This is a genomic window from Cupriavidus sp. D384 (assembly GCF_001652915.1).
GTDB lineage: Bacteria > Pseudomonadota > Gammaproteobacteria > Burkholderiales > Burkholderiaceae > Cupriavidus.
Genome location: NZ_BBQI01000006.1, coordinates 59,739 through 85,291 on the forward strand (window position 1 = coordinate 59,739; position 25,553 = coordinate 85,291).

At 61.8% G+C, this 25,553-nt stretch carries 20 protein-coding genes; 9 read left to right on the forward strand and 11 right to left on the reverse strand.

The window, feature by feature from the left end; all coding sequences use genetic code 11:
* Nucleotides 1-3 precede the first annotated feature (3 nt).
* Nucleotides 4-1,704, reverse strand: a complete 1,701-nt coding sequence (gene aspT / locus A9J21_RS01990; RefSeq protein WP_066731464.1) for an aspartate-alanine antiporter — start codon at nt 1,702-1,704, stop codon at nt 4-6.
* Between the two features lie 389 nt (nt 1,705-2,093).
* Between aspT and A9J21_RS01995 the strand changes: the two genes are divergently transcribed.
* Nucleotides 2,094-2,858, forward strand: coding sequence for a hypothetical protein (locus A9J21_RS01995; RefSeq protein ID WP_066731348.1), 765 nt, complete (start codon nt 2,094-2,096; stop codon nt 2,856-2,858).
* A gap of 37 nt (nt 2,859-2,895) precedes the next feature.
* Complete coding sequence (locus tag A9J21_RS02000) at nt 2,896-3,708, forward strand: hypothetical protein (protein ID WP_066731349.1); 813 nt, start codon at nt 2,896-2,898, stop codon at nt 3,706-3,708.
* A 502-nt stretch (nt 3,709-4,210) separates the two neighbouring features.
* Here A9J21_RS02000 and A9J21_RS30615 read toward each other — a convergent pair.
* The 8 genes from A9J21_RS30615 to A9J21_RS02035 form a co-directional block, all read right to left on the reverse strand.
* A complete protein-coding gene (locus A9J21_RS30615) occupies nt 4,211-4,648 on the reverse strand; it encodes a hypothetical protein (protein WP_082926198.1) in 438 nt (145 codons plus the stop codon).
* 309 nt (nt 4,649-4,957) lie between these two features.
* Complete coding sequence (locus A9J21_RS02010; protein WP_156545620.1) at nt 4,958-6,157, reverse strand: BamA/TamA family outer membrane protein; 1,200 nt, start codon at nt 6,155-6,157, stop codon at nt 4,958-4,960.
* Between the two features lie 75 nt (nt 6,158-6,232).
* Entirely contained in the window at nt 6,233-6,496 is a 264-nt protein-coding gene (locus A9J21_RS30620) for a DUF333 domain-containing protein (RefSeq protein ID WP_082926186.1), read from the reverse strand.
* A gap of 77 nt (nt 6,497-6,573) precedes the next feature.
* Nucleotides 6,574-7,518 carry a hypothetical protein gene (locus A9J21_RS02015; protein WP_066731353.1) on the reverse strand — a complete coding sequence of 315 codons (945 nt, stop codon included), beginning with the start codon at nt 7,516-7,518 and terminating at the stop codon, nt 6,574-6,576.
* Between the two features lie 454 nt (nt 7,519-7,972).
* Nucleotides 7,973-8,500 (reverse strand): hypothetical protein, encoded by a 528-nt coding sequence (locus tag A9J21_RS02020; RefSeq protein ID WP_066731355.1) that lies wholly within the window; start codon nt 8,498-8,500, stop codon nt 7,973-7,975.
* A 10-nt stretch (nt 8,501-8,510) separates the two neighbouring features.
* Nucleotides 8,511-9,326 (reverse strand): DUF2092 domain-containing protein, encoded by an 816-nt coding sequence (locus A9J21_RS02025; RefSeq protein WP_066731357.1) that lies wholly within the window; start codon nt 9,324-9,326, stop codon nt 8,511-8,513.
* A 138-nt stretch (nt 9,327-9,464) separates the two neighbouring features.
* The gene (locus A9J21_RS02030) at nt 9,465-10,661 is read right to left on the reverse strand and encodes a hypothetical protein (protein ID WP_066731358.1); all 1,197 of its coding nucleotides are present in this window, start codon (nt 10,659-10,661) and stop codon (nt 9,465-9,467) included.
* Nucleotides 10,658-10,999: a hypothetical protein gene (locus A9J21_RS02035; RefSeq protein WP_066731360.1), complete on the reverse strand. Its 342-nt coding sequence runs from the start codon at nt 10,997-10,999 to the stop codon at nt 10,658-10,660. The genes A9J21_RS02030 and A9J21_RS02035 overlap by 4 nt, the downstream gene beginning before the upstream one ends.
* Nucleotides 11,000-11,429: 430 nt before the next feature.
* Here A9J21_RS02035 and A9J21_RS02040 point away from each other — a divergent pair, with 430 nt between their 5' ends.
* Nucleotides 11,430-12,839 carry a DUF2252 domain-containing protein gene (locus A9J21_RS02040; protein WP_066731362.1) on the forward strand — a complete coding sequence of 470 codons (1,410 nt, stop codon included), beginning with the start codon at nt 11,430-11,432 and terminating at the stop codon, nt 12,837-12,839.
* Nucleotides 12,840-13,794: 955 nt separating this feature from the next.
* Here the strand turns inward: A9J21_RS02040 and A9J21_RS02045 are convergent.
* The gene (locus A9J21_RS02045; protein ID WP_156545622.1) at nt 13,795-15,702 is read right to left on the reverse strand and encodes an alkyl/aryl-sulfatase; all 1,908 of its coding nucleotides are present in this window, start codon (nt 15,700-15,702) and stop codon (nt 13,795-13,797) included.
* A 479-nt stretch (nt 15,703-16,181) separates the two neighbouring features.
* On the opposite strand from A9J21_RS02045, the gene A9J21_RS02050 reads away from it, so the two are divergent.
* From A9J21_RS02050 to A9J21_RS02060, 3 genes are all read left to right on the forward strand, one after another.
* Entirely contained in the window at nt 16,182-17,156 is a 975-nt protein-coding gene (locus A9J21_RS02050) for a formylglycine-generating enzyme family protein (RefSeq protein ID WP_197497443.1), read from the forward strand.
* A gap of 94 nt (nt 17,157-17,250) precedes the next feature.
* Nucleotides 17,251-18,762 carry an arylsulfatase gene (locus A9J21_RS02055; RefSeq protein WP_066731366.1) on the forward strand — a complete coding sequence of 504 codons (1,512 nt, stop codon included), beginning with the start codon at nt 17,251-17,253 and terminating at the stop codon, nt 18,760-18,762.
* 158 nt (nt 18,763-18,920) lie between these two features.
* Nucleotides 18,921-19,388, forward strand: coding sequence for a YidH family protein (locus tag A9J21_RS02060; RefSeq protein WP_082926187.1), 468 nt, complete (start codon nt 18,921-18,923; stop codon nt 19,386-19,388).
* Nucleotides 19,389-19,445: 57 nt separating this feature from the next.
* Here A9J21_RS02060 and A9J21_RS02065 read toward each other — a convergent pair whose 3' ends face one another.
* Nucleotides 19,446-20,075 carry a TetR/AcrR family transcriptional regulator gene (locus tag A9J21_RS02065; protein ID WP_066731369.1) on the reverse strand — a complete coding sequence of 210 codons (630 nt, stop codon included), beginning with the start codon at nt 20,073-20,075 and terminating at the stop codon, nt 19,446-19,448.
* A 180-nt stretch (nt 20,076-20,255) separates the two neighbouring features.
* Between A9J21_RS02065 and A9J21_RS02070 the strand changes: the two genes are divergently transcribed.
* The 3 genes from A9J21_RS02070 to A9J21_RS02080 all read left to right on the forward strand — a co-directional run bounded on the left by A9J21_RS02070 (nt 20,256) and on the right by A9J21_RS02080 (nt 25,365).
* Entirely contained in the window at nt 20,256-21,701 is a 1,446-nt protein-coding gene (locus tag A9J21_RS02070; protein WP_082926188.1) for a coniferyl aldehyde dehydrogenase, read from the forward strand.
* Between the two features lie 29 nt (nt 21,702-21,730).
* A complete protein-coding gene (locus tag A9J21_RS02075; RefSeq protein ID WP_066731371.1) occupies nt 21,731-23,320 on the forward strand; it encodes a GMC family oxidoreductase in 1,590 nt (529 codons plus the stop codon).
* A gap of 74 nt (nt 23,321-23,394) precedes the next feature.
* Nucleotides 23,395-25,365, forward strand: coding sequence for an alkyl/aryl-sulfatase (locus A9J21_RS02080; protein ID WP_066731373.1), 1,971 nt, complete (start codon nt 23,395-23,397; stop codon nt 25,363-25,365).
* Nucleotides 25,366-25,553 lie beyond the last annotated feature (188 nt).

Consider the following 25,553-nt stretch of genomic DNA (forward strand, 5'->3'; position numbering starts at 1 on the left):
AGATCAAGCCGTCAGCGCCACGATGACTGTCCCCCACAACGCTAGCAACACGTTTCCCACGGCGTAGGCTACACCGTACCCCAGCGTCGGGACCGCGCTTTTCGCGGCTTCCTGGACTGCCGCCAGCGCTGGCGTGGCCGTCGACGCTCCTGCGCAGACGCCGAGCATGACGCCGGGATGCATCTTAAGTACCTTGTGCCCGATGAGAACACCCACCAGCATGGGAATGCTGACCGTCAACACTCCTGCGAGCAGGAGTGAAAGGCCGCTTGACTGAAGCCCCTTGACGAAGTCAGGCCCGGCATTCAGGCCTACGATGGCCACAAAACCTGTCAGTCCGATCGATTCGAACACCCATAAGGTTGGTCCCGGAATCCGGCCGAAGAGCCGTGGCTGTACGGAGCGCAGCCAGCCACATACCAGCCCACCCAGAAGCACCCCGACGCTCAAAGATAGGCCGATCTCGACACCGCCAACGACGAGCGCCGGGACACCCACAAACGCGCCGACCACGATGCCCAGTGATACCAGCACCATGTCCGTCGCATTGGTCGCGCGATCTGCCACCCCAACTCTGTCGACGACAGCGTCTACGCTTGCGACGCTGCCCACAAGTGTCAGCACATCCCCACGGTTGAGTACGGTTTCGGGAGAGATCAAGACCGGTGTACCGGCGCGGGTGACGCGCAGCACGAATACGCCGCGCGCACCCTGCTCCTTCGCCAGGTCGCCAAGCCGGCGACCGTCAATTGCTTTGGACGTGATCACCACGTCCAAAGCTTCCGCCTCAATGCCAAGCAACTCGCGGTCATCGATCTCGCGGACACCAGACCCCGGCCCTTCCATGCGTTCGACTAGCATGGCGCGCCGGCCCGTTACGCTAATAGCGTCGCCCGCGCGCAGCACCGTGTCTGGGCTCGCATTCGTGACAACCCCATCGCGCCGCACACGCTCTATGAAGATACGCTGGTCGTCCATCGCCCCTTCCAGCTCCGCAACCGACGCGCCCACCAGCGGGCAGCCTCCATCGATGTGATATGCGCGAAACTCGAACTCGCGCCGCGCCGGCATACCCTGTGTAGAGCCGCCCTGCATCTTGTCTTCCAACTCGCGGCAGGCTGCGACCAGGTCCACCCCCATGAGCTTGGGCGCAAGCTGACTGAGAATCCACGCCGCGCCGATTACACCTACTAAATAGGTGACTGCAAACGCGACTGGGATCTGGTTAGTCAGGATCTGTCGATCGGCATCCGAGAGCGCAAGTCGCGAGATGGCATCGCTAGCCGTGCCGATAGTGGCCGACTCGGTTAGCGACCCTGCGATCACGCCGGCTGCGGTACCCGCCGGATAGCTAAACAGCTTGCTGACGGCGTAGGCCACTACAAGACCCGTCGTGGCCACGATCGCAGCCAACAGGGCCTGTTGCAGGCCGTCGCTACGCAAGCCACGAAAGAACTGCGGGCCGGTGCGAAACCCGATCGAAAACAGGAAGAGCAAGAAGAAGCACTGCTTCACTTCTCCGGATATCTTGAGCCCCAGTTGGCCGACCAGCACACCCGCGAGCAGCGTCCCAGTAACCGCGCCCAAGGTGAAGCTACCAATCTTGAGCTTGCCAAGCGCATAGCCCAGACCCAGCACGAGGAAGAAGGTGACCTCAGGGTGGCCGTGAAGCACGTGCAGGAACCAGTCAAACGCTGCGCTCATGGGAAACTCCATGACATGGCCCCCGGGCCGGTGCGCAAAGTAAAGCACAAAGCCTCGACGTTGTGTATTTCCCAAAGGTGCACGCGCCGCCCTTCGCAGCCCCTTTCCGTTTTACCGCCCGCGTTTGCCGCAGTGCATCAGCGGACGGCCGACAATCCAATGTCCTGAACGCCAGCAGCGGCGTCATTTCGACGCTGCCGCCGGTCCGTGCGACACCCCGGTGCTCTCGATATTTTTAAGATCGCTCGCGCAAAAGATTCACTTCCGCCACACGCATGGAGACGAAAGCATAGGAGGTCAGGCTGGCTTCCCGATGCCGCTCGGGCAAGCCCCAAACATCGCCGCTTGGCGCCACCCGCCCACCGCCCGGAGCACCAGTCGCCCTTGCCATGGAACAAGTCATCCGACACCCGGCCGTCCTGTTCGTCCTGATGCTGATCCTGCTGGCCATTGCCACGGCCATCGGTGCCCTGGTCCTGCGGCAACTCCGGCCGATCCGCAGCGAGGGGCGGGACGACTTCAACATCATCCAGGGCGCCACACTGACATTGTTGGCGCTGCTGATTGGCTTCACGCTGTCGATGGCCGTGGGCCGCTACGACCAGCGCAAGAACCTGGAAGAGGAGGAAGCCAACGCCATCGGCACCGAATACCTGCGCGCGGACCTCATCGAGGGACCGGAGGCAGACAAGGTGAAGGCGCTGCTGGTGCGCTATCTCGACCAGCGACTGCTCTACTACCGGACGCGCGATCGCGAGCAACTCGGCGAGATCGCGACGACCACCGCGCAGGTCCAAGACGAGATGTGGAAGGTCGTGCGCGGCGTGGCGCGCGAAAAGCCGAATCCCATCACCGCGCTGGTGGTGGCCGGCATGAATGACGTCATCAATTCGCAGGGCTATGCCGAGGCCGCGTGGCTGAACCGGATTCCGGTGGCCGCCTGGTGCCTGATGATCATCATCGCGTTCTTCAGCACGCTGATGCAGGGCTATGGCGCGCGCACCGAAACGTCGAAGGCGTTCCTGCTGTTCATCCTGCCGGTGACCGTATCGCTGTCGCTGGCGCTGATCGCCGATATCGACAGCCCGCGTGGCGGCCTGATCCGCGTGGCCCCGCAGAACCTCATGAGCCTGGAGGCATCGCTGCGCCGGTAGGCAGCATCGTGTTCGCACCCATTTCGAGGAGCCATGCATGCGCAACGTCGTCCACCGTGGAGCGCTGGCCTGCATCCTGTCCGCCTTGTTCGCGGCCTCAGGATCGGCGCTGGCCGAAGACTCCGCCGATCTCGCCAAGAAGCTCACCAACCCGGTTGCGGCGCTGATCAGCGTGCCGTTTCAGTTCAACTACGACCGTGGCATCGGACCGGTGCACGACGGCGACCGGCTGACCATGAACTTCCAGCCCGTGGTGCCTATTTCCCTGAACGAAAATTGGAATCTCATCTCGCGGACGATCCTGCCAATCACCTATCAGTCGTCGGTCACGCCGGGCTCGGGATCGCAATCCGGCCTTGGCGACACCCTGCAGAGCGCCTTTTTCTCGCCGAAGCAGCCGACGGGCGGCGGCCTCATCTGGGGTGTCGGGCCCGCTCTCCTGCTGCCGACCGGGACCGAGAACCAGCTCAGCGGGCGCAAGTGGGGACTGGGCCCAACAGCCGTCGGACTGGTTCAGCATGGGCCGTGGACGTATGGTGCACTTGGCAACCACATCTGGTCGGTGGCGGGGGACAACGGGCGCCCGGCTGTGAGCAGCACGTTCATCCAACCCTTCCTGTCATACACTACGCCGACGGCCTGGACTTACACGCTCAACACGGAATCGACCTACGACTGGAAGCAGACACACTGGAGCGTGCCGATTCACGCGGGCGCCAGCAAGCTCGTCAAGATCGAAGGGCGGCCTGTCAGCTTCGGCCTGTACGCGACCTATTGGGCGAACTCACCGACGAGCGGCCCGCACGGCTGGGGTGGCCGAGCGGTGATCACGCTACTATTTCCGAAATAGGGAAATCAGTAGAACCGATGATTTGGTCAAGCCAAAGAAAACACCCTGACGGGCCGGGGGGGCGTCAGGGCGAAAAAGGTTTGGCCGTGTCGCGGAAACACTGCCGAAGTGGATTGAAGCGCATCCTCAATACGCCCGCCACCCTCAAATGAGGGGTATTCCTCATTTCCCCTTAGCTCGCCTCGGCCGCTGGCATCTCCTCGCACTCGAGGCCAGCACGAGCCGCTCGATAGCCTGCGACAGCGTCGACGCCGCACTTACCGATGGGTCGCGGCCGATCCGGGGTCGCCAGGGGGAACGCGCCGTAGGAAAGCTGGTCATGAGGTCGGAGAGACCATCGTGGATGAAAACTCTAGCGCGACGCGATCCATACCCGGCTATAGGCGGCGTTTTGGTCCTTGGTGTAAGCAACGTCCGTCGATATGCTCAGCTCACGGGCAACGATGTATGAGGATATGTGGTGCGGGAACTGGTTTCGCGGCCCTCCAAACAATGCCTCCGGTCAGTCGTAATGTTTGCCGTGCTTGCGCTTGTGATGATGCTTGCCGCTGTCATGATTGTCGGAGTACGAATTACTGCGGGAGATGTTGCCACCGAGCGCAGATCCGGCGCCACCCCCCACCGCGGCACCAACGAGCGCGCCGGTCGTCCCGCCCATCGCATTGCCGGCGGCAGCGCCTGCACCACCTCCTATTGCACCACCAACTACGGCCCCTGTGCGTTCGCGGCCATTCGATGTAACTGCGCCGCCGGCGGCACCACCCACAGCGCCGCCAACAATCGCGCCTGCGCTGCCACCGACGGCGCTTCCGACTGCTGCGCCAGCAGCGCCGCCTAGTGCTCCGCCAGCAGCATTCTTCAAGTCGCCCGCCGTGACTGACAACGATGTGGTTGCAATCGCGGTCGCAACTGCCATCCGAGCTGCAATCTTCTTTTGCATTAACTTGTCCTCCATCTTGAAAAATTTGAACAAGCTTAGCACCCCCCCCGCAAACATCACATTTCATAAGTTCCAATAAATTAAGCCAAATACTGTCATATTTTTACATTTAACATCATTTCATGATGTTTCGCATTCCGCAATTTTCTGTTGTGGCCTTGTGATGCTGATCTCCATCAAACATCAGGCGAAAAGTCCATGCCGCATTCGTGATCGCTTTGAAGAGATTTTTGTGATGAGTCGCCATGTGGACGGGAAAAACACTGCGACGTGACTTCGCAGCATGGAAGCTGTTTTGGTGCGAACAATCTAGCGCCATGCGCTTCCAACTTGGATATAGAAGGCGTTTTGGTCTTTGCTGTGGGCAATGTCGATACCCATCGATATGCCCAGCTTGCGGGCGATCATGTAGCGAAACCCACCGCCCACGCTAACCACCGTAGCGGCGTCAGCAAAATCGTGCCAACGTCCATATGCTCTGCCGGCTCCTGAGAAGGCAAGTAAAGACCACCGCGGCGTGACGTCCCAACGAAGCTCAACTTCCGCAGCCATCGCGTTGCGATCCTGATAACGCCCCTTCTGAACGCCGCGCAGGTCAACATACGGCTGCGCATAGAAAGGCACGTTGCCAGTTGAGAACTTGGTATCGGCACGCAGACCCAGGATCCATGTGCGCGCGAGAGGCAGCCAGGTGAAGCCGCGTGCGTTATACATGTCGAAGCTCTGGGTGCTCCCAAGTCCCGGACGTGCGAACTGGGCTTCCAACTCCGCGTATGTACCCTTACTTGGGAAGAAGAAGTTATCTCGCGAATCGTAGTCGACGACGATTCCGCCCTTGCCAATCCGCTGGTTCTTGTCAAACGGCGCGATCTCGGTGGCACTGCTGCCGAACTTGAATATTGCGGTGGTGTCGGCGTAGACATAGCGAGGACCGATATACCAGCGTGAATCTCCTAGTCGGAACAGCAACTGTTGAATCAAGGCAAAGCCCTCGAGCTGGTAGGCTCGAGACTGATTGGAAAGGCCAAAGTACTCAAGATTGGCATCAACTTTTCCGACGGCGCCCAGGTAGCGAATTCGATCACCACCCCACGTATGGAAATGCGCGGCACCGGCTGCCCACGTTCCATTTTCTGTGTATGCGCCTCCCACGGCAGTAATATTCGGGGGTGCTGGACCGGCGCCGGCCTCTTTGGCCTTCTGAGCGGCCTCTGCCATCGACTCGGAGAAGAACAACAGACCAAGCCCGAAGCCATAACCGATAGCCGGTTCGGTGATAACCATTGGTACAGGGAGGGCACCTTTGTGATTCAGCAAATAGTCGCTCATATCTAACATGCCGTCCTCCTGGTCGAAGAACGACAGTCGGGGCTTAGCTTCGGCAGTTCTGGGTTCTGTCTGTGCATTCACCTGCGCGTACACCTTGCCAACCAGCGGGTAATACGCCAGACACACGGACGTCAGAATTGCCCAGCAGCGCCGCGAGAGCACAAACAAGAGCACTTTCATCTCTACCTTTCAATATGCCCGGCGAAGTGGATACGCGCGAGTTGGATCAGAGTGCCAATTTAGTGATGTCGATGATCAGCGCAAAGACTGACTCCTTCGGTATAGCTGCCATTCGTCGACTACGGACCCGTCAGGCAAATGACACATTCCGCGCTCTGCAGCGCTTTCGTCTTTCCGCACTTCAGACCTTCCGCCAACGCTCGCGCAATAGACAGAGGCCGGGTTAGGCCGACCAATTGCCGGTTCCGATTCCGGTGGTATTGTGTGTTGACCACTACAACCGACCAAGCTTATGGCGGCCGACGCAATTAAGAGTGTCTGTTTGCTGAAATCGGTCATGCACACCTCCCAGAGGCTGAAAAGGCCGAGTGGTTGCGTTACGGTTCCCCTTTACGGTTCACCCGGCAATTCAGAAGCTAAAAGCTGGCGGCCAGTCCAAAGGAGACCCCTGAAACATTGTTCCCGAAAACATATCGAACGACAGCCCGGATCCGCGTCACGAACACATCGTGCGCGCTAGTATCGAGCTCTAGCCCTGTCCCGAATGTCGTGAGGTAGTTGAACCCCAGCGCACCGGCCTGGTTGCCAAAATAGCGAGAATGGGATAGCTCAAGCACGTAGCGCACAGGCCGGTCCAATGCTCGTATGCCGGTGGGGGCGCGCCAACGTGCATACAGGCTCGCGGTCTGCGCGGCAGAAGCCGCATAAATGCCAGAATCTGTACCGAAGCTTCTCAAATATATGTTGGTATAGCGAAGCTCGAGATCGATATCGTTGTCATCTCGGTGACTCTCCCAATCAAGCATGACGGAACCCCCGAGGCCATATGCATTCATCGCCCCATCGTCGAGGAATGCGATATCACGGTCGGTTTTCTGTTCGACAACGAACTTGGCGACAGAGAGGTCACTCGCGACCCGCCCAATTGACGCGTTGAAAATCGGACGGAATACGAGTTCCCTGCTATCGGTCAGTGGAAAGTCCCAGCCGACGCCAACCGTCCCCACAAACGTGTTCCATTTCGTTGGTAGGCGACGTTCTTCGGAACCGTTTGACGCTATAAACACTGGATCGTAACGGTTATAACCAATCGATCCTTCGAGATAGAGCGGAACTGATTTGCTAAGCGTGAATCCGCCTCCGAGCTGCCATAAGAGCAAGTTTGGATTGTCTGTGCCTGTGCCGCTGATCGACAAAGAGCTCGACGCAAGGTCGGGTACTGCTGCAAACGACATCAGCGTCAGCACGCCATTTGCCTGCTTCTGGACATTGGCGCCGACCACGTTGAAAGTCGGCCCCGTCTGTGCTCCGGCGTGCATCGATCCAAGCAAAAACGCCACAGTTAACGCCGCCTTCCCCATGTTTCCCTAGCCTAAAATACCCTCATCAGCAGCTTACAAAGCCTAGCATTGAGCCGTAGTTGCGAAGATGCCATGGCGAGTGGGGGTAACGCAGCAGGGTGCGCGGGCATGTGTTTCGGCCACCCGCCCCAACTCCGGCGCTAAGCAACGGATCACCGAGTTGGCTCGGCGTCGGTATAGTCTTGCGAATTGATGATCGTTCATGCCTGACAGGTGGGCGCGCGGGTTGGGTGCGACGCCAGCCGCGTCTCGCACGATCCCCACATCTCTGCTTCAATGCGGTCCTGTCTTCTATTCCCTGCACCATCCCCCAACTGGATATCTCGCCCGATGACCGTGGTGCTTCCCAAAAATAGCAGCAGCAATGGCAGGCTGGCGAAGCAGGTCATATACATCCCCCAGGGTCTCGTCTTGCGCTGGGCAACGCGCCGGGGCCGTCGTGGCCCCGGCCCACTCAGTATGGCGGATTGACCACCACGTACTGCGATCCCTGCGGCTGATACCAGGTACCGCCGCATTGCTGGTAGACCATGCCACCATAGTTCACAGGTGCGCAGTTGGGTGGCACCGATCGGACGATCGAGCCCACAACTGCCGACGTCACGGCCACCGTCGCCGTGACGGCAGCAGCCGTGGCAACTGGGTGGTAGTCGTTGTCCCACCCACAGCATCCGCCGTGGTTGTCGACGTTCACGTTGACGTTGCGGTTGGAATTGACGTTGACGTTGCGATTAGCATTGACGCTGTTGACGCTGTTGCTGCGTACGTTGTTGGCGCGAGCGTCCACATGGCTGTTGTTGATCTGTCGTCCGCCACCTCCCCCTCCGCCGCCGCCGGCATGTGCGCCTGCCATATGCCCTCCGCCCCCGGCGTGGCCACCTCGGCCCCCCGGTCTGGCTTCCGCCGTTGTTACCCATCCCGACGCTGCCAGGACGAGCGCGGTCATGCAAACCATCGAAAGCTTGCCGAATGCGTATGTCATCACGGGCTCCTTAGCGGGACTTCAGGGGAACGAACTCGGCGGGCTTGGCGCCTGCCGGCGGCGTGAATGCGAATGTGGCATTGCCAAACTTCGGATTCAAGTTCCACTTGTAGTACGTGACCGACTGCGGCCGTGCATCGTCCGAGCGATTCGTGATGACCAGCTTGCGCGGCAGCGGGCGCGGGCCAACAGAAATCCAGATCTGCCAGTCGAACTGACCTTGCCTGAACGCATAGTGGTCGCACAGGTCGCCAGCGATAAAGTCCTGTCCGGCGTTCATCGCCGAATCGATGTTACCGATCGGGGCGGCGGGCGTACCCCACAGGAACAGGTCCGCAGACGGCACTTCTATGCCATAGCGTTCGCTCAATCGGTCCACGAGTGTGTTGAGGTTGTCGCTGAACTGGGCCTGGGAGTAGTACTTCTGCTCAGGCTGGTAGAGCGTCACGGTCTTGCCGTCGTAGATCAGGTCACGCTGCAGACGGGCACTGCGCATCATCGCACGCAGTTTGTTGGGCCGAACGACGTCGAGATCCGCGATCGCGGTGTGCTGCAGCTTCTGCCCGTCCTGCAGTACGCGCTCGCCAGTCAGGCTGATACCGACCTCGAACTGCTTGAGGGACTGCAGGCTCGCGCCCATGTCCTGCAATGCCTTGATGACCGCCGGGTCCACTGCATTGGCGTCGGGCTTCGGCGCCGGCGCCTGGGCGGCGGGCGCCGCGGCGGCGACCGGCGGATTCTCCGGCGCCTTGGCTGGCGACGGGGGTGCACTACTGCAGGCCGTCAGGGCAACAGCGAGCAAACCAAGTACCGGTAAGCGTGCCATGAGTACACTCTCCAAGCGATGTACAGCCGTTGGTGGAAGGACAGCCCGCACGGGCGTGTCCCTGTTCAAATCAATTGCGGTGCCCCCGATGCTCGTGGCGTGCGAGTCGCGATGAACCAAGCGCCGCGCTCTACACACCTACAGAAGAACTGTCAATAGTTTGAGCAGCGTTGCCTTGATAGGGTACTGACCAGCCACAAGTAGAAGCATGGGTAAAGCCGCCGGAAGCGCGATTGCGAACAGTACGTATTTGTTGACAATCACGACCCGAATTTTCGTCACGGACTCGTAGATGGTCTGCGTATCTGCAGTGGCGCCCAATTCTGGCGCATTGAGCATCTCGTCATCATCCAGGCCATCCTTGCCTTCTAGCCAACGGCCTTGAACCTTCCGACCATGTTCGGCAAGCAAGACACCGTAGTCGAGCATCGCTTGCTTCTTCATGTGCATCAGCAATGGGGTGAAGCACAGCAGCGGCATGGCTACCAGTAGTATTAGCACGACGACCAGCAGTCCCATTTGAATGTAGAGGGACGGCACGGGTGTGTCGTGGTAGGCAACAAGATGGGCCCAGGAAGCGGCCACAACCGCCGACACCGCAAGCGTGAACGGCGCGAAGGCAACCGGCATGCGCGCCAGAAATCCTAACCCTCCTACCCGATCAGGATGCGTTGGCACAAGCTGAAGCGGTAGCCGCGCAAGCCGGCCCAGGACGACGGCGGCGAGACAAAGCCGCCAGACCCACGCCAGAAGCAGCACGGAGAACACTGGTCTTACCACCAGCAGAAGCCACCACGCGCCGAATGTTCGTGCCGACCGCTCGCCCGTCCACGCGATCTCGTCGGGGTTCGGTGACGCCAGGACTATGGCCGTCCAGGCGATAACCAATCCACCGATTACTACCCACGGGTAGAAGCGGTCGCGCAAGCGGGAACCGGCCTGGATCACCTCCCGGAAGCCAGGAACAAGGCTTGGATCGACAATGCCGGTGCGTACGAACTGAGTCAGGCACAGCGGTACCAGCGTCTGGGCAAGTACTTCGCCCGCGATCATCAGTGGGACGGCAACCAGGCATCGCACATGGATGCCAAAGTGACCAAGCATGGGCTCGTCAGGCCCACCAGGTAACATTCGCCCCGTTGACCATGCCCAGATGACAAGCGGCAGCCAGCACAGCATGCTGTAAAAGACGGCGCGACGTCCAATACCAAGCCCTGTGGCCGGGATCAGCCCGATGCGACGTTGGAAGCGGAACAGCAGGTCATTGCGGACGATGGAAAAGTCTAGTCCGTCCGCAATGACCGGATATCCGATGCTTTGAGAAATTCCGCTCATAGCCAGAGTCTGCTGTAGATCGCCGCCGGTATCAGGCTAGCGTCGACCATGTTGAACGCGGCCGGCAAGCGCTGCCGAACGGCGACGTCTGCCTCGATATCCCAGGCAACGTCGCCTTTTGCGTTGCGTACAGTTAGCTTGTCCGGCTTCGCAACCAGTGCTCGTTGCGTGTCTTCGAAATCCGCCTTGTCACTGAAAGACTGTTCCTTCAGGGCAGCTGCGCTTGTCGACTTTGTGGGCGCCGTTGCTGGCTTGCCTCTTATCGGCTGCGCTTGCGCCCACCCCAACAATGTCCACTCCATTGCAAGCGCGGCAGTCAGGACGAGTACGGGCTTCATTGCTTCCCCCCCAAGAAGTCCCTCCAGGTGAACGGATGGTCTCCCAACATCTCACATGGCAGAAGTGAATCTTTTCTTGTCCGTCCAAAAAATTTTTAGGCTACGCACTCAAGGGAGTGATGCAATCAACGCATTCCGGGAGCTGATTTGCAAGATACGAATCACGATAACCGCTGCGCCGGTTTGGCCCGGACGGGCTGTCTCTCTACGGGTCGTACGCGACATATATTGCGAACTCAAATTCAGTTAGATCGACACCCAAAAATATTCACTTCCGCCATCGGTCCTTTGCTGCAAGCATCAAGAAGCCCATGTCGCCACCGGCCGAAGCCACACGGAGCTGCGCGTCGGGCCAATTGTCCCGGTGAACCCGTCGTACTGAGAAAGCGGCGGTATAGGAAGTCGAAGGAACGATGAGAGGTGATACCAGATGACCGCTTCCCCGAGTGCGTCCACACGGCAGGACTTCGGTCGCCAGGCACGACAGCGCGTCAGACGCTCCCAGCACGCAAACATCGGTGACACCAAGCGAGATCCGATCGAACTACTGAAGGCGAACAGTGCCGGTCGAGTTGAGGCACTGGTCCCGCTCCGATACGGCCGGATGTCCGTTTCGCCTTTCACATTCTTTCGAGGCAGCGCCGTACTCCAGGCTCACGACCTCGCGGGCACCGTCAACACCGGCATCATCGTTCCCATTTGTGGGGACGCACATTTATCGAACTTTGGCGGCTTTGCGACCCCGGAACGACAGCTCGTCTTCGATCTGAACGACTTCGACGAAGTCGCTCCCGGCCCCTGGGAGTGGGACCTGAAGCGTCTTGTGGCAAGTTTCGCCATCGCTGGCGATCATATGGGCGTTAGTCGCGGAGCGATCGCCGAATGTGTGTCGACTGCGGTGCAGGAGTACAGTGAAAAGATGTGCGAGTACTCGGAATCCAGTTCACTGGATCTCTGGCACGAAGTCATCACCTTCGACCGAATGATGGACCGTGCGGTGAGCGACGAAGGCCGGGAATTGATTGCGAAGACCAGCAAGAAGGCGGCCAGCCGGACCAACGAAAGTGTTCTGACCAAGATGGCTACTTTGCAGGACGGCCACTGGGCCATTCAGGACGCTCCACCAGCACTCTTCCACCCTAGCGGCCCAAACTCCTTGCTTGGTAACGAAAAATGGGCCGATACCGATGCATGGAAGGGTAAGCTCGCGAAGGCCTTTGACGCCTACGTGCAAACATTACCGTTTGACCGCCGTGCATTGATCTCCCAGTATGAACTTCACGACATTGCCTTCAAGGTCGTCGGCGTTGGCAGCGTGGGTACGTTCTGCCTTGTCATGCTGTTCGTCGATTGCCACGGGAATCCTCTCTTTCTGCAAGTCAAAGAGGCAAGGCCCTCGGTCATTGCCACCTATTTTCCCGCAACCGGCCCCTCACATCAAGGCGAGCGCGTCGTCGCTGGCCAGCGCCTGCTTCAGGCGGCCAGCGATTCGTTTCTGGGGTGGACGACCGGTCCCGCCAATCGTCACTTCTATTTCCGACAGTTGCGGGATATGAAGGTGTCGGCAGAAGTGGAGCGCATGAGCAATACCGTCCTCCAGGGCTATGCGCGCATGTGTGGCTGGGCGCTAGCCCGCGCCCACGCAAAAGCGGGAGGAAAGGGCATTGAGATTTCATCGTACATCGGCAGTGGCGAGCGTCTTGCTGATGCGCTGGTGGAGTATGCATTCGCCTACGCGAAGCAAAACGAAGCCGACTACGCCCAGTTCATCAACGCGTGTCGAACTGGGCGTCTCGAGGCCCGCGGCGACGAAGAGATGGCGCAGGATTTTCGGGTGTGAATCGGACCTGGCGCGAGAGTGGCATTTTTGCGCGTTCTGACGAACTTACCGGCGTACGTTTGCCGACTTCACCTATGACACTGATTACGCGCTTGGTCATCACGAGATTGAACGGACGGTGGTTTGTGACCCCGATCAACAGTGATGGCTCCACCGGGGAATCTTGCCCGTTCGAAGATGCCGCGTCAGCATTGACATTTGCTGCGGCAACGTATCCAGGTAAGCCAATCAGTCAGCAGCCGCGAAGGCAGATCGACGGAAAACGCCTCAAGGCGCCCCGAGTTCGGCTTCATATTCCCACGGACTAGTTGCTTAGTATTCGCAGCAACCTCAATTCAGAGCTGTCTGGAATTTGCCCAGAGCGGCACGAGCAACCAGCGAACGACCGTTTGAATCCGCATCTCGCCTACTTCCATCAGAGCTATCGACGTTGAGCGTCTCAGAATGGTCAACTGACCAAGCAAACGCTTCAATCGCAATAGTCCTGCGCGCCATATCGCTGCATCCTGAGTTTTTTCTTCCGAGGATTGTTCGAAGCCTGCCCATGGGCGCCACCGCTGACTGCCCTGCAGTCGACGGCAGGCATCACAATCCTTAACATCAATCGCTTCCTGTGGTTAGGTTGGTGACCCGCTAGGTTGATCGGAAGCTTCTGTCGTGGGTGATCTGTCGGTCCGGTCACTTCCCTGCCTGTTTGGATGCGTGCCATCTGTGATCGACGATCAGCCGGGCTCGGCGCGGCGCCCCCAAGTACAGTAGGCATGGACGCGAAGAATGGTGGGATCAAGCCGCGAAACCTGATCCCTGCCGATTGCAGCCGAATCGACCCACGGCAGCGTCCCCAGATGAGTTAGTGTTGCGGCGATCTACAGTCCCAATGGAATATCAAAATGCCCTGTCGGCTCTTGAACCGACAGGGCATTCGCAGGCAGACAGCGCAGTCGACCGCGAGGAGCTATGGCGTCACAATGTTGAACCAGAACTCGAACGTATCGAGGTAACTGACCAGTTCATCCAGTTTGGCCTGGTTGCCCGTCACCTTCGCGCTGCCGTTTTTCACCGCATCCGCCATCTTGGTCTGGCCCAGGATGATGCCGTTCAACGTATCGCGCGACATCGTCACGTTTGCATCGGCCTGCTGTGCCTGTACGCCCGCCGTGTGGTTGAGCACGCCGTTCTCCAGCTCCAGCAGATAAGTGCCTTCCGGCTTGCCAAGGTCTACGTTGAGCACGACATGCGCGTTGGCAGCCTTGGCGCGGTTGACGCGGACGCTGAGGTAGTCGAAGAACATCTCCGGCGTCATGGCCTTCACAGTGTCGGCGCTGGCCGTGTTCGGCGTCGGCAGCTTCTTAACGCCCTCACGCAGTTCCTTGGCACCGGTCAGGTAGAAGTTGCGCCACGGGCCGGATTCGGCCTGGTAGCCGAGTTGCTCGAGGGCATCGGCCTGTAGAGCCTTGGCGGCCTGGTTTGACGGATCGGCAAACACCACATGGTTCACCACCTGTGCTACCCACCGGTACTCGCCACGGGCGTATGACTGCTTCGCCTTCGCCAGCACCGCGTTGGCGCCACCCATGAATTCGACATAGCGCTTGGCCGACTCCACCGGTGTCAGTTCGTCCAACGTTGCCGGATTGCCGTTGAACCAGCCCAGGTAGAGCACGTAGGTGGCCTTGACATCGTGGCTCACCGAACCGTAGTAGCCCCGGTTGGCCCACATGTTTGAAAGCCCCGGCGGCAGCTTGAACTTGTCGGCGACCTCGACCATCGTCTCGCCCTGATTGAGGAGATGCAGCGTCTCGTCGTTGATGTAGCGATACAGGTCGCGCTGCTGGCGCAGCAGCTTGACGACGTTCTCCCGGCCAAAGGACGGCCAATGGTGCTGCGCGAACATGACGTCTGCCTTGGCGCCCCACATGGTCAGCGCCTGGTTCAGGTACTTGGACCACGGCAGCGGTTCCCGGATTTTGGCGCCGCGCAACGAGTACGTGTTGTGCAGTGTGTGCGTGCAGTCCTCCGCTGCCGAGATGGCCTTCTTTTCCTCGATGTACCACAGCATCTCCGACGGAGCTTCCGATCCCGGCGCCATCAGGAACTCGTACGTCAAGCCGTCGATGGTGCGCTTCTCTCCGGTCTTGGTAATGATGTCTGTTGGCGGCAGCAGCGTTACGGTGCCGGCGGAAGTGGTCGTGCCCAGCCCCGCGCCCACTTGGCCCTTGGGGTCTGGCGGCAACAGGTTGCCGTACATATAGCTGGCGCGACGGCTCATGGCATTGCCCGCCATCACGTTCTCGGCCACCGCCGCCTCGAGGAAGCCCTCGGGGGCAAAGATCTTGACCTTGCCGGACGTCACATCGGCGGCGTTCACCACGCCGCGCACGCCGCCGTAGTGATCGACATGGCTGTGCGTATAGATGACCGCCTTGACCGGCTTGCGGCCTCGATTGGCGTAGTAAAGCTCGATGGCCACCTTTGCCGTCTCCTCGGATACCAGAGGGTCGACCACCGTAATGCCCTCCTTGCCCTCGATGATGGTCATGTTCGACAGGTCCTGGTTGCGGACCTGGTAGATGCCATCAGTCACCTGGAACAACCCGCTGATATTGATCAACTGCGACTGTCGCCAGAGGCTCGGATTGACGGTGCCCGGCGCCGTCGATCCTTCCTTGATGAACGCGTACTGCTGCGGGTTCCAGATCACGTTGCCCGACGCGCCCTTGATGATCTCGCTCGGCAACGGTGCGATGAAGCCACGGTGGGCGTCGTCGAAGTCGGAACGGTCGGAAAACGGCAACTCGTTCAGCAGCTTCTGGTTGGCGGCCTTGGTGGCACCGGAGGCATCCTTGCGCGCGTCCTGGGCCATGCCAGGACTGGCTTGCAACAAGGCGGTGGCCGTAGCAAACGCGATGGCTCTGGCCAGGACTTTGCGGTGTGTGTGCATTTCCAACCCCTGTTCCAATGTGGAGGTCTTTCTGAAAAATGGCATACGTCATGCATTGACGTGTGCTGAAAAATACTCAGGCACTTGGGACAAGATTAGAAGTGAAAATTTTCGCGAGGAGACTTTAAAAAAACAAAGCGTCCAATTGAGCACATTTAAAATCGCCTATCTGGTCGACGCATCCCCTCTAATCGCGCCATTGTCAGCTGCGTCGATACCGCTTAACTGCCGCAACAAAAAATTCACTTCGCTTCGCCGCGACCAACGTCGAACATAGTGGGGATTGGACTGCGACCCGGTTGCCATATGCACGGCTAACTGAAATCCACTTCGGAATTCCGCCTGGACAGCTCACGCTGGTCGCGTACAGAGCACCCATCTACTCCCAAAACGGTTAGGTCATGGCCCAAACGTTGCCCAACGAAGCGCTCGTGGACACTTCAAATCGAATGGCCGGCATGGTCTGGATTCCCAGTGGTACGTTCGCGATGGGCTCGAACAGTCACTATCCAGAGGAAGCCCCCGCGCACAAGGTCTGCGTCGGCAGCTTCTGGATGGACCGCCACACGGTCACGAACGCAGCGTTCAAGCGGTTCGTCGACGCCACGGGCCACGTTACCGTCGCCGAGCGTCCCGCGAATCCGGCGGACTACCCCGGCGCCAAGCCGGAGCTGCTGGTGCCGTCGTCAGTCATGTTTGCCAAGGCGCACCGTCGCGTCGACCTGCGCAATCACTACAACTGGTGGGTGTACACCGCCGGCGCGGACTGGCGTCATCCGCGTGGCCCGGCCAGCTCGCTTAAGGGCCTGTGGGACCACCCCGTCGTGCATGTCGCCTACGAGGATGCCATGGCGTATGCGGCCTGGGCGGGCAAGGACCTGCCAACGGAAGCCGAGTGGGAATTCGCCGCGCGGGGCGGACTCGATGGCGCGGAATTCGTGTGGGGCGACCAGTTTGCCCCCCGCGGCAAGCATATGGCCAACACCTGGCAAGGTGACTTCCCTTGGCAGAACCTCCTGGAAGACGGCTTCGAGTGGACCGCGCCGGTGGGCGCGTACCCCGCGAACGGATACGGGCTCCACGACATGGCGGGAAACGTTTGGGAGTGGACCAGCGACTGGTACCAGGACCACGGCAAGATCGTTAAGGCTTGCTGCACGCTGGACAACCCGCGTGGCGCAACGCTCGAAGCGAGCGTCGACGACCGGACGCCTCACCTCAGGATCCCGCGCAAAGTCATGAAGGGCGGCTCCTACCTGTGCGCGCCGAACTACTGCCGGCGCTACCGGCCCGCCGCGCGGATGCCACAACCGGTGGACACCTCCACGTGCCACCTGGGCTTTCGCTGCGTGATACGCGACGCCGCGGGCATCTGATCAAACCTGAAGAAGAACTCAAGCGGCGAAGCGCGCAAGGGGTCTCCGGGAGAATCCGCCACCGACGGGTGGCTTCGACGCAAAGGAGAATGCCATGGCAGAGAAGAAAAAACCGAACTTCCTGATCCTCTGGGGCGACGATATCGGCCAGTCAAACCTCAGCATCTTCACCAAGGGGATGATGGGCTACCGCACCCCGAACATCGACCGCATTGCCGAAGAGGGCATCCTGTTCACCGACTACTATGCCGAGCAAAGTTGCACGGCCGGCCGGGCATCGTTCATCACCGGGCAGTGCGGGCTGCGCACCGGCTTGACCAAGGTAGGCTTGCCCGGTGCGGATCTCGGCATGCGTGCCGAGGACCCGAACATTCCAGAGCTGCTCAAGGGCCTGGGATATACCACGGGCCAGTTCGGCAAGAACCATTTCGGCGATCGCGACGAGCATCTGCCGACCATGCACGGCTTTGACGAATTCTTCGGTAACCTTTACCACCTCAACGCCGAGGAAGAACCGGAACTGCCCGATTATCCCGACCCGAAGGACTTCCCGGACTTTAGGAAGAAGTACGGGCCACGGGGCGTGCTGCACTGTTGGTCCGACGGCAAGGGTGGCCAGAAGATCGACAACACCGGGCCGCTGACCAAGGAGCGGATGAAGACCATCGACACCGAGTTCCTCAAGTCGGCCAAGGCCTTCATCGAGAAGGCGCACAAGGACGACAAGCCCTTCTTCCTGTGGTTCAACACCTCGCACATGCACTTCCGCACCCACATCGAGGACCGCATCCGTGGCCAGGCGGGGCGCTGGCAGTCGGAATACCATGACTGCATGGTCGAACACGACAAGCACATCGGCGAAATGCTCAAGCTGCTGGACGACCTGGGCATCGCGGACAACACCATGGTCATGTACAGCACCGACAACGGTCCGCACATGAATTCGTGGCCGGACGCAGGCATGACTCCGTTCCGCAACGAGAAGAACTCCAATTGGGAGGGTGCGTACCGCGTGCCATGCATGGTGCGCTGGCCGGGCGTGATCAAGCCGGGCACAGTCTGCAACGACATCGTCAGCCACCTGGACTGGCTGCCCACTATCGTCGACGCGGCGGGCGACCCCGAGATCAAGGAGAAGCTGAAGAAGGGGCACAAGGCCAATGGCAAGACCTTCAAGGTGCATCTCGACGGATTCAGCCTGATGCCATACCTTTCGGGCAAGGCAAAGAAGCCGGACCGCAAGGGCTTCCTCTATTTCACGGACGATGGCGACCTGGCGTGCCTGCGCTTTGACAACTGGAAAGTGGTCTTCATGGAACAGCGCACTCCGGGAACCCTGCAGATCTGGGCCGAGCCGCTTGTCACCTTGCGTGTGCCCAAGATCTTCAACTTGCGCACCGACCCCTATGAACGGGCCGACGTCACGTCCAACACCTACTACGACTGGTTGCTCGACCATGTCTTCATCCTGGTGCCGGCGCAGGCCGGGGTCGCCGAATTCCTGCAGACCTTTAAGGAATTCCCGCCGCGGCAGAAGGCAGCCAGCTTCGGCGTGGACCAAGTCATTGACAAGATGATGGACGCGGCCGGCGGCGGCGGCCGGTAACCGGCGTCCCGTCCCGCGAGCCCCGGGCGGCGATCTGCACGATGTCGCCCCGGGCAGCAGCCTTCGGCACCGCCCGCGGGCCGTTCATGCCGCGCCCCGTTTCACACGTGCCGGGTCGACGACGATAGCCTGACCACCTGACCCGGGAGGTGCCCGCCATGTCCAGTCCTCATGAAGGTGAACCGGCGACGCTACCGCCACCGGGTATGCCGTCCAATCCCACGCCCAACGAGAGCACGCTGCTGGCACGGCAGCGCACCACGCTTGCACTCGAACGAAGCTTCCTGGCCTTCGAACGTACGCTGATGGCGTGGTTGCGCACCGCGCTGTCGATGATCAGCTTCGGCTTCACGCTGGCGAAGTTCTTCCAGTATCTGGAAGCGCAGCACGGTGGCGGCGCGATTGTCGGGCGGCTCGGCGGCACCTGGTCGCCGCGCGCAGTCGGCACAGCCATGGTGTTGCTCGGAACCGTCGCACTAATCGCAGCGGTGATCCAGCACCGCCGCCGCGTCAGCGCCCTGCAGCGCGAGGGCCTGCTGCCGCAATGGAACCTTGCCTACTGGGTTGGCATCATTCTGGCCGCGCTCGGCGCGTTCGCGCTGTTCTCGCTGGTCCTCGATGCCTGATCGCAGGCCTTGCCAGGCAGCCGGGTCCTCCAACTTCCTGATCGTCGGCGCCTCAGGCTAGGCCGCTTGCGGGGCTAGCCAGCACCTCACCAACTCGCGAGCCGGTTCAAGGTAGCTCTCGATAGGTTGATTACGGCCGTTGGCGTACCAGTGGCAATAGGCCCCGTGGAACAACGCCATCACGGCGCGCGCCATCGGTGCCGGCAGCGGACGCTCAGGCGTACTCAACGCATCCACCAGCACGCGGACGTGTCCTTCCCAGCCCTCGCGGATATGCTCGCGCACGGTCTGCGGCGTGGTGGCGGAAAACAGCAGCGCCAGCACCACGCCCTTGGTTTCGGGGTTGCGCGTGAAGTAGTTCGCCACGCGCTCAAACACTTCGTCCACGCGCTCCCGGGTTGACTTGCCGACGAGGTCCTCGGGATCCAGCTCCAGTTCGATTTCCTGGAACAGGTTGATGGCGGCTTCGGCCAGCAGCATGTCCTTGCTGCCGAAATGCCACAGCAGGCTGCTCTTGGCCACGTTGGCCTGGGTCGAGATCTGGTCGAGCGTCACCTCGCTATAGCCGTGCTCGGCGATCAGCGCCTTGGTGAGCGTGATCACGCGATTGCGGGTCTCCAGCCCCCTGCGGTACTTCGTCGGCCCGGCCGGGGTGGCGACAGCGTCGCCGGTTTCACTTGCGCTCATCGAACTCACCGATTGAAGGTGTCGCGAATTGTAGCAGCGGCGCCATACGGCCCCTCCGGACTTGCCCTAGGTGCTGCCCTGCGGCCTTGACACCGGGTTGTCATCCCCACGACACTGAAATTGTACTGACTGTTCAGTTTAATTTCAGGGGTTTTTACTGTGATGATAGCGCCGCACGAAATGGAAAACCTGCTCGCCGCGCAGCGTGCGGCGTTTGGCGACATGCCTTATCCGTCACTGGTCATGCGCAAGACCGCCTTGCGCAACCTGCGCGCCGCGGTGCGCCGGCACGCGAGCCACCTGGCCATTGCGGCCGATCGCGACTTTGGCGGGCGCGCCCATGCCGAGACCATGACGGTCGACGTGCTGCCCTCCGTCCTGCATATCAACCACCTGCTTGGCAACCTGCGCCGCTGGATGCGGCCCTCGCGCCGGCATGTGGAATTGCTGTTCCTGGGCAATCGCGCCAGCGTCCGCTACCAGCCCAAGGGGGTGGTCGGCGTGGTGGTGCCGTGGAACTTCCCGATCTACCTGGCGCTGGGTCCGCTGGCCACGGCACTGGCCGCCGGCAATCGCTGCATGATCAAGACGTCGGAATACGCGCCGCACACCTCGGCCGCGCTGCGCGCGCTGCTGGCCGACGTGTTTGCCGAAGACGAAGTGGCCGTGGTCGAAGGCGATGCCGACGTGGCGCGCCAGTTCACCGCCCTGCCGTTCGATCACCTGGTCTTCACTGGGTCTCCCGAGGTGGGCCGGCACGTCATGCGCGCAGCCGCCGAGCACCTGACGCCCGTGACGCTGGAACTGGGCGGCAAGTCACCTGCCATCGTGTCGCGCAGCGCCGACCTGTCGACGGCCGCACGCCGCATTGCGCATGGCAAGACCGTCAACGCGGGCCAGATCTGCGTGGCGCCCGACTACGCGCTGGTGCCCGAAGGCGACGCCACCCGCTTTGCCAACGAAGTCCTGACCCAGGCCGCCAAGCTGTTCCCGGTCGGCGGCGACGACTACACGTCGGTCATTCATGCGCGCGCCCATCGCCGCATGCAGGAACTGCTGGACAACGCCCGCGCCCATGGCGCCCAAGTCATGCGGGCAGACATGCCGGAAAACGGCAACCGGATGCCGCTGCACGTCGTGCTGGGCGTCACGCCCCGCATGCGGATCGCGCAGGAAGAAATCTTCGGCCCGATCCTGCCGGTGTTCACGTACCGCAGCTTTGACGATGTCATCGTGCACGTCCGCGCTGGTACCCGGCCGCTGGCGATGTACTACTTCGGCAAGGACAAGGCCGAGACCGAGACGCTGATGCAACGCACCCACGCGGGCGGCGTGACGCTCAACGACTGGGGCTGGCACGTGCTCAATCACGACCTGCCGTTTGGCGGCACCGGCACCTCGGGCATGGGCAACTACCACGGCGCCGAAGGCTTCCGCGAGCTGTCGCACGCCAAGGCGGTATTCGCCGAGCGCCAGTGGTTTCCGATCGAACTGTTCCACCCGCCGTACGGCACGTTCGTCCAGCGGCTGGCGCTGCGCCTGTTCCTTGGCGCCACGCCGTCCGAGCCTGCCCACCGTCCCCACCAACCCGCCACGCCCACGCACGCCCCGGCGCGCCAGGACTGACCACACCGCTGACCCACACCCTACACATCATGGAATTCGACTACGTTATCGTGGGCGCCGGATCAGCCGGCTGCGTGCTGGCCAACCGCCTGAGCGCCGATCCCGCCGTGCGCGTCTGCCTGATCGAGGCCGGCCCGACCGACCGCTCGCCGCTGATCCACACCCCGGCCGGCATCATCGGCATCCTGCCCACGCGCCACGTCAACTGGGCCTTCAAGACCGTGCCGCAGCCGGGCCTGAACGGCCGGCTCGGCTACCAGCCGCGTGGCAAGACGCTGGGCGGCAGCAGCGCCATCAACGCGATGATCTACATCCGTGGCCATCGCACCGACTATGACGACTGGGCCGCGATGGGCAATGCCGGCTGGTCCTATGACGAGGTGCTGCCATGGTTCCGCCAGTCCGAGGACTTCTTCGGCGGCGCCAACGCGTTTCACGGTGCCGGCGGCGAACTGAGCGTCAGCAAGCTTGACGCCCACCCTGCCACGCACGCGTTCATCGAGGCCGGACGCGCGGCGGGCCACAAGGTCAATGCCGACTTCAACGGCGCCGATCAGGAAGGCGTGGGCCACTATCACGTGACGATCCGCAACGGCCGGCGCTGCAGCGCGGCGGTGGCCTTCCTGCATCCGCTGCGCACGGAGCGTCCCAACCTCACGGTCATGACCGGCGTGCACGCCACGAACCTGATCCTGCGCGGCAACGTGGCGCAGGGCGTGAGCGTCCGTGCCAAGGGCCGGCCCGTGGACGTGATCGCCAAGCGCGAGACCATCGTGGCCGCCGGCGCGTTCGGTTCGCCGCAGTTGCTGCTGCTATCCGGCATCGGCGACGAGGCCGCGCTGAAGCCGCACCGCATTCCGCTGCGCCATGCGCTGCCGGGCGTGGGCCAGGGGCTGGTCGATCATCCCGACTACGTGCTGCCGTACAAGACGAAGGACACGTCGCTGATGGGCCTGTCGCTGTCCGGCGCCGCCACCATGACGCGCGCGTTCTTCGAGTACCGCAAGCACCAGACCGGCCTGCTGGCCAGCAATTTTGGCGAAGCCGGCGCGTTCCTGCGCACGGACCCGGCGCTGGCGCGCCCCGATGTCCAGCTTCACTGGGTGACCGGCATTGTGGACGACCACAACCGCAAGCAGCACCTAGGCCACGGCATGAGCTGCCACGTCTGCGTGCTGCGCCCGAAGAGCCGCGGATCGGTCGGGCTGCTATCGGCCAACCCGCTTGCGCCGCCGCGCATCGATCCCAACTTCCTCGGCGAGGACGACGACGTGGCGCGGCTGCTCAAGGGCTACAAGCTCACCCGCGAGATCATGGCCAGCGGACCGATGGCCCGCTATGCGCCGCGCGAGCTTTATGTAAAGAACGTCCGGTCCGACGACGAGCTGGTGCACCTGCTGCGCCAGCGCACCGACAGCATCTACCACCCGGTGGGCACCTGCCGCATGGGCAACGACGACATGGCCGTGGTCGACCATCGCCTGCGCGTGCGCGGCATGGAACGGCTGCGCGTGGTCGATGCCTCGATCATGCCGACGCTCGTGGGCGGCAACACCAATGCGCCGTCCATCATGATCGGCGAGAAGGGCGCACACATGATCGCGCAGGATTGGCGCTGAGTCCGTCCCACGCCCTCGCCCACACCGAATCACACACAGCACTGCAAATTCAACCCCGCAAAGAGGAGACAGACATGTTTCGCAAATCCGCAGCCATGGGCGCCGTGGCCGCACTGATGTTCGGCAACGCCCTCGCTGCCGGCACCCCGCCCGCGCCGGGCGATGCCACGCCCGCCACGCAGGCGGCCAACGCCAGCGTCCTGCAGCAACTGCCGTTCGCCGATCGCCAGGACTACGACGACGCCCAGCGCGGCTGGATCGGCACGCTGGATGCCGGCGAGATCCGCAACGCGCAGGGTCGCGTGGTGTGGGACCTGAACAGCTACGCCTTCCTGGCCAACCAGACCGCGCCGGCCACGGTCAACCCGAGCCTGTGGCGCCAGGCCCAGCTCAACCTGAAGCATGGCCTGTTCCAGGTCACGGACCGCATCTACCAGGTCCGTGGCTTCGATCTGTCGAACATGACGCTGATCGAGGGCGACACCGGGCTGATCGTGATCGACCCGCTGCTGACGTCGGAGACGGCCCGCGCGGCACTTGATCTGTACTACAAGCATCGTCCGCGCAAGCCCGTGGTGGCCGTCATCTACACCCACAGCCATGTCGACCATTTTGGCGGCGTGAAGGGCATCGTCGACGAAGCCGACGTCAAGGCCGGCCGCGTGCGCATCCTGGCCCCCGAGGGCTTCATGGAAGAAGCGGTCAGCGAGAACATCTACGCCGGCAATGCCATGAGCCGCCGGGCGCAGTACATGTATGGCGCGCTGCTGCCCAAGGGCCCCAGGGGACAGGTCGATGCCGGCCTGGGCAAGACGGTGTCGCTCGGCACCATCACGCTGATCGCGCCGACAGACCTCGTGGCGAAGTCCGGCGAGACACGCACCATCGATGGCGTGCAGATGGAATTCCAGATGGCGCCCGGCAGCGAGGCCCCGGCCGAGATGCTGGTCTACTTCCCGCAATGGAAGGCCCTGTGCGCCGCCGAGGACGCCACCCACAACCTGCATAACCTGTACACCATCCGGGGCGCCCAGGTACGCGACGCCAACCAGTGGTGGCGCGCGCTGGACGAAACGGCCGACCGTTTCGGCGCCCGCACCGACGTGCTGTTTGCGCAGCACCATTGGCCCAAGTGGGGCCAGCAGAACATCTCGGCGTTCCTCGCGCGCCAGCGCGACGGCTACAAGTTCATCCACGACCAGTCGCTGCGCCTGGCCAACCAGGGCTACACGATGACCGAGATCGCGGAGCGCCTGAAGATGCCGCCTTCGCTGGCCAGCCAGTGGGATCTGCGCGGCTACTATGGCACCGTCAACCACAACGCCAAGGCCGTGTACCAGCGCTACCTGGGCTGGTACAGCGGCAATCCGGCCGACCTGCATCCGCTACCGCCGGAGGACGCTGCGCGACGCTACCTGAAGTTCATGGGCGGCGCGGACAAGGTGCTGGCCCAGGCCAGGGAATCGTACGCGCAGGGGGACTTCCGCTGGGTGGCCGAAGTGGTCAAGCACGTGGTGTTCGCCGACCCGGCCAACCAGGCCGCCCGCAACCTGGAGGCCGACGCGCTGGAGCAGCTGGGCTACCAGGCCGAATCCGCGTCATGGCGCAGTGCCTACCTGATGGGGGCCTACGAGCTGCGCAATGGCGTGCCCAAGACCCAGGCCACGCAGACATCGAGCCCGGACATGGTGCGCGCCATGTCCGATACCATGCTGCTCGACCTGCTGGCGGTCCGTCTGAACAGCGACCGCTCGGTGGGCCACGACATGCGTATCAACTGGGTACAACCCGACACTGGCAAGCAGTACGCGTTAAGCGTGGAGAACGCCGTTTTCCTTTACAAGGCAGGACGCACGTATGCCAACGCCCAGGCCACGCTGACCGCCTCGCGTGCGGTACTGATTGGCACGCTCCTTGGCCAGACGACCCTGCAGGCGGCCGTGCAGGCAGGCCAGGCAAGGATCGACGGCGACCCTGCGGCGTTGCAGGTGTGGCTCGGGATGTTGGACCAGTTTGACCCCAAGTTCGATTTGGTGACGCCGTAACGGACCATCAACAAGCGCTATGCCTACCCCTGTTACCATCAGCAGCAGGCATAAGCCCGCCCGAGCCAAGCCATGGCATGCTTGCCTCGGTTGGGAGCTTTTGCCAGTGACAGGGAAAAATAGGCATCCGGTCGCTTTGGGGTTCTCTCCTTCGGACACCCCCGTCCGGATAGAGCGGCCTTTGGTCT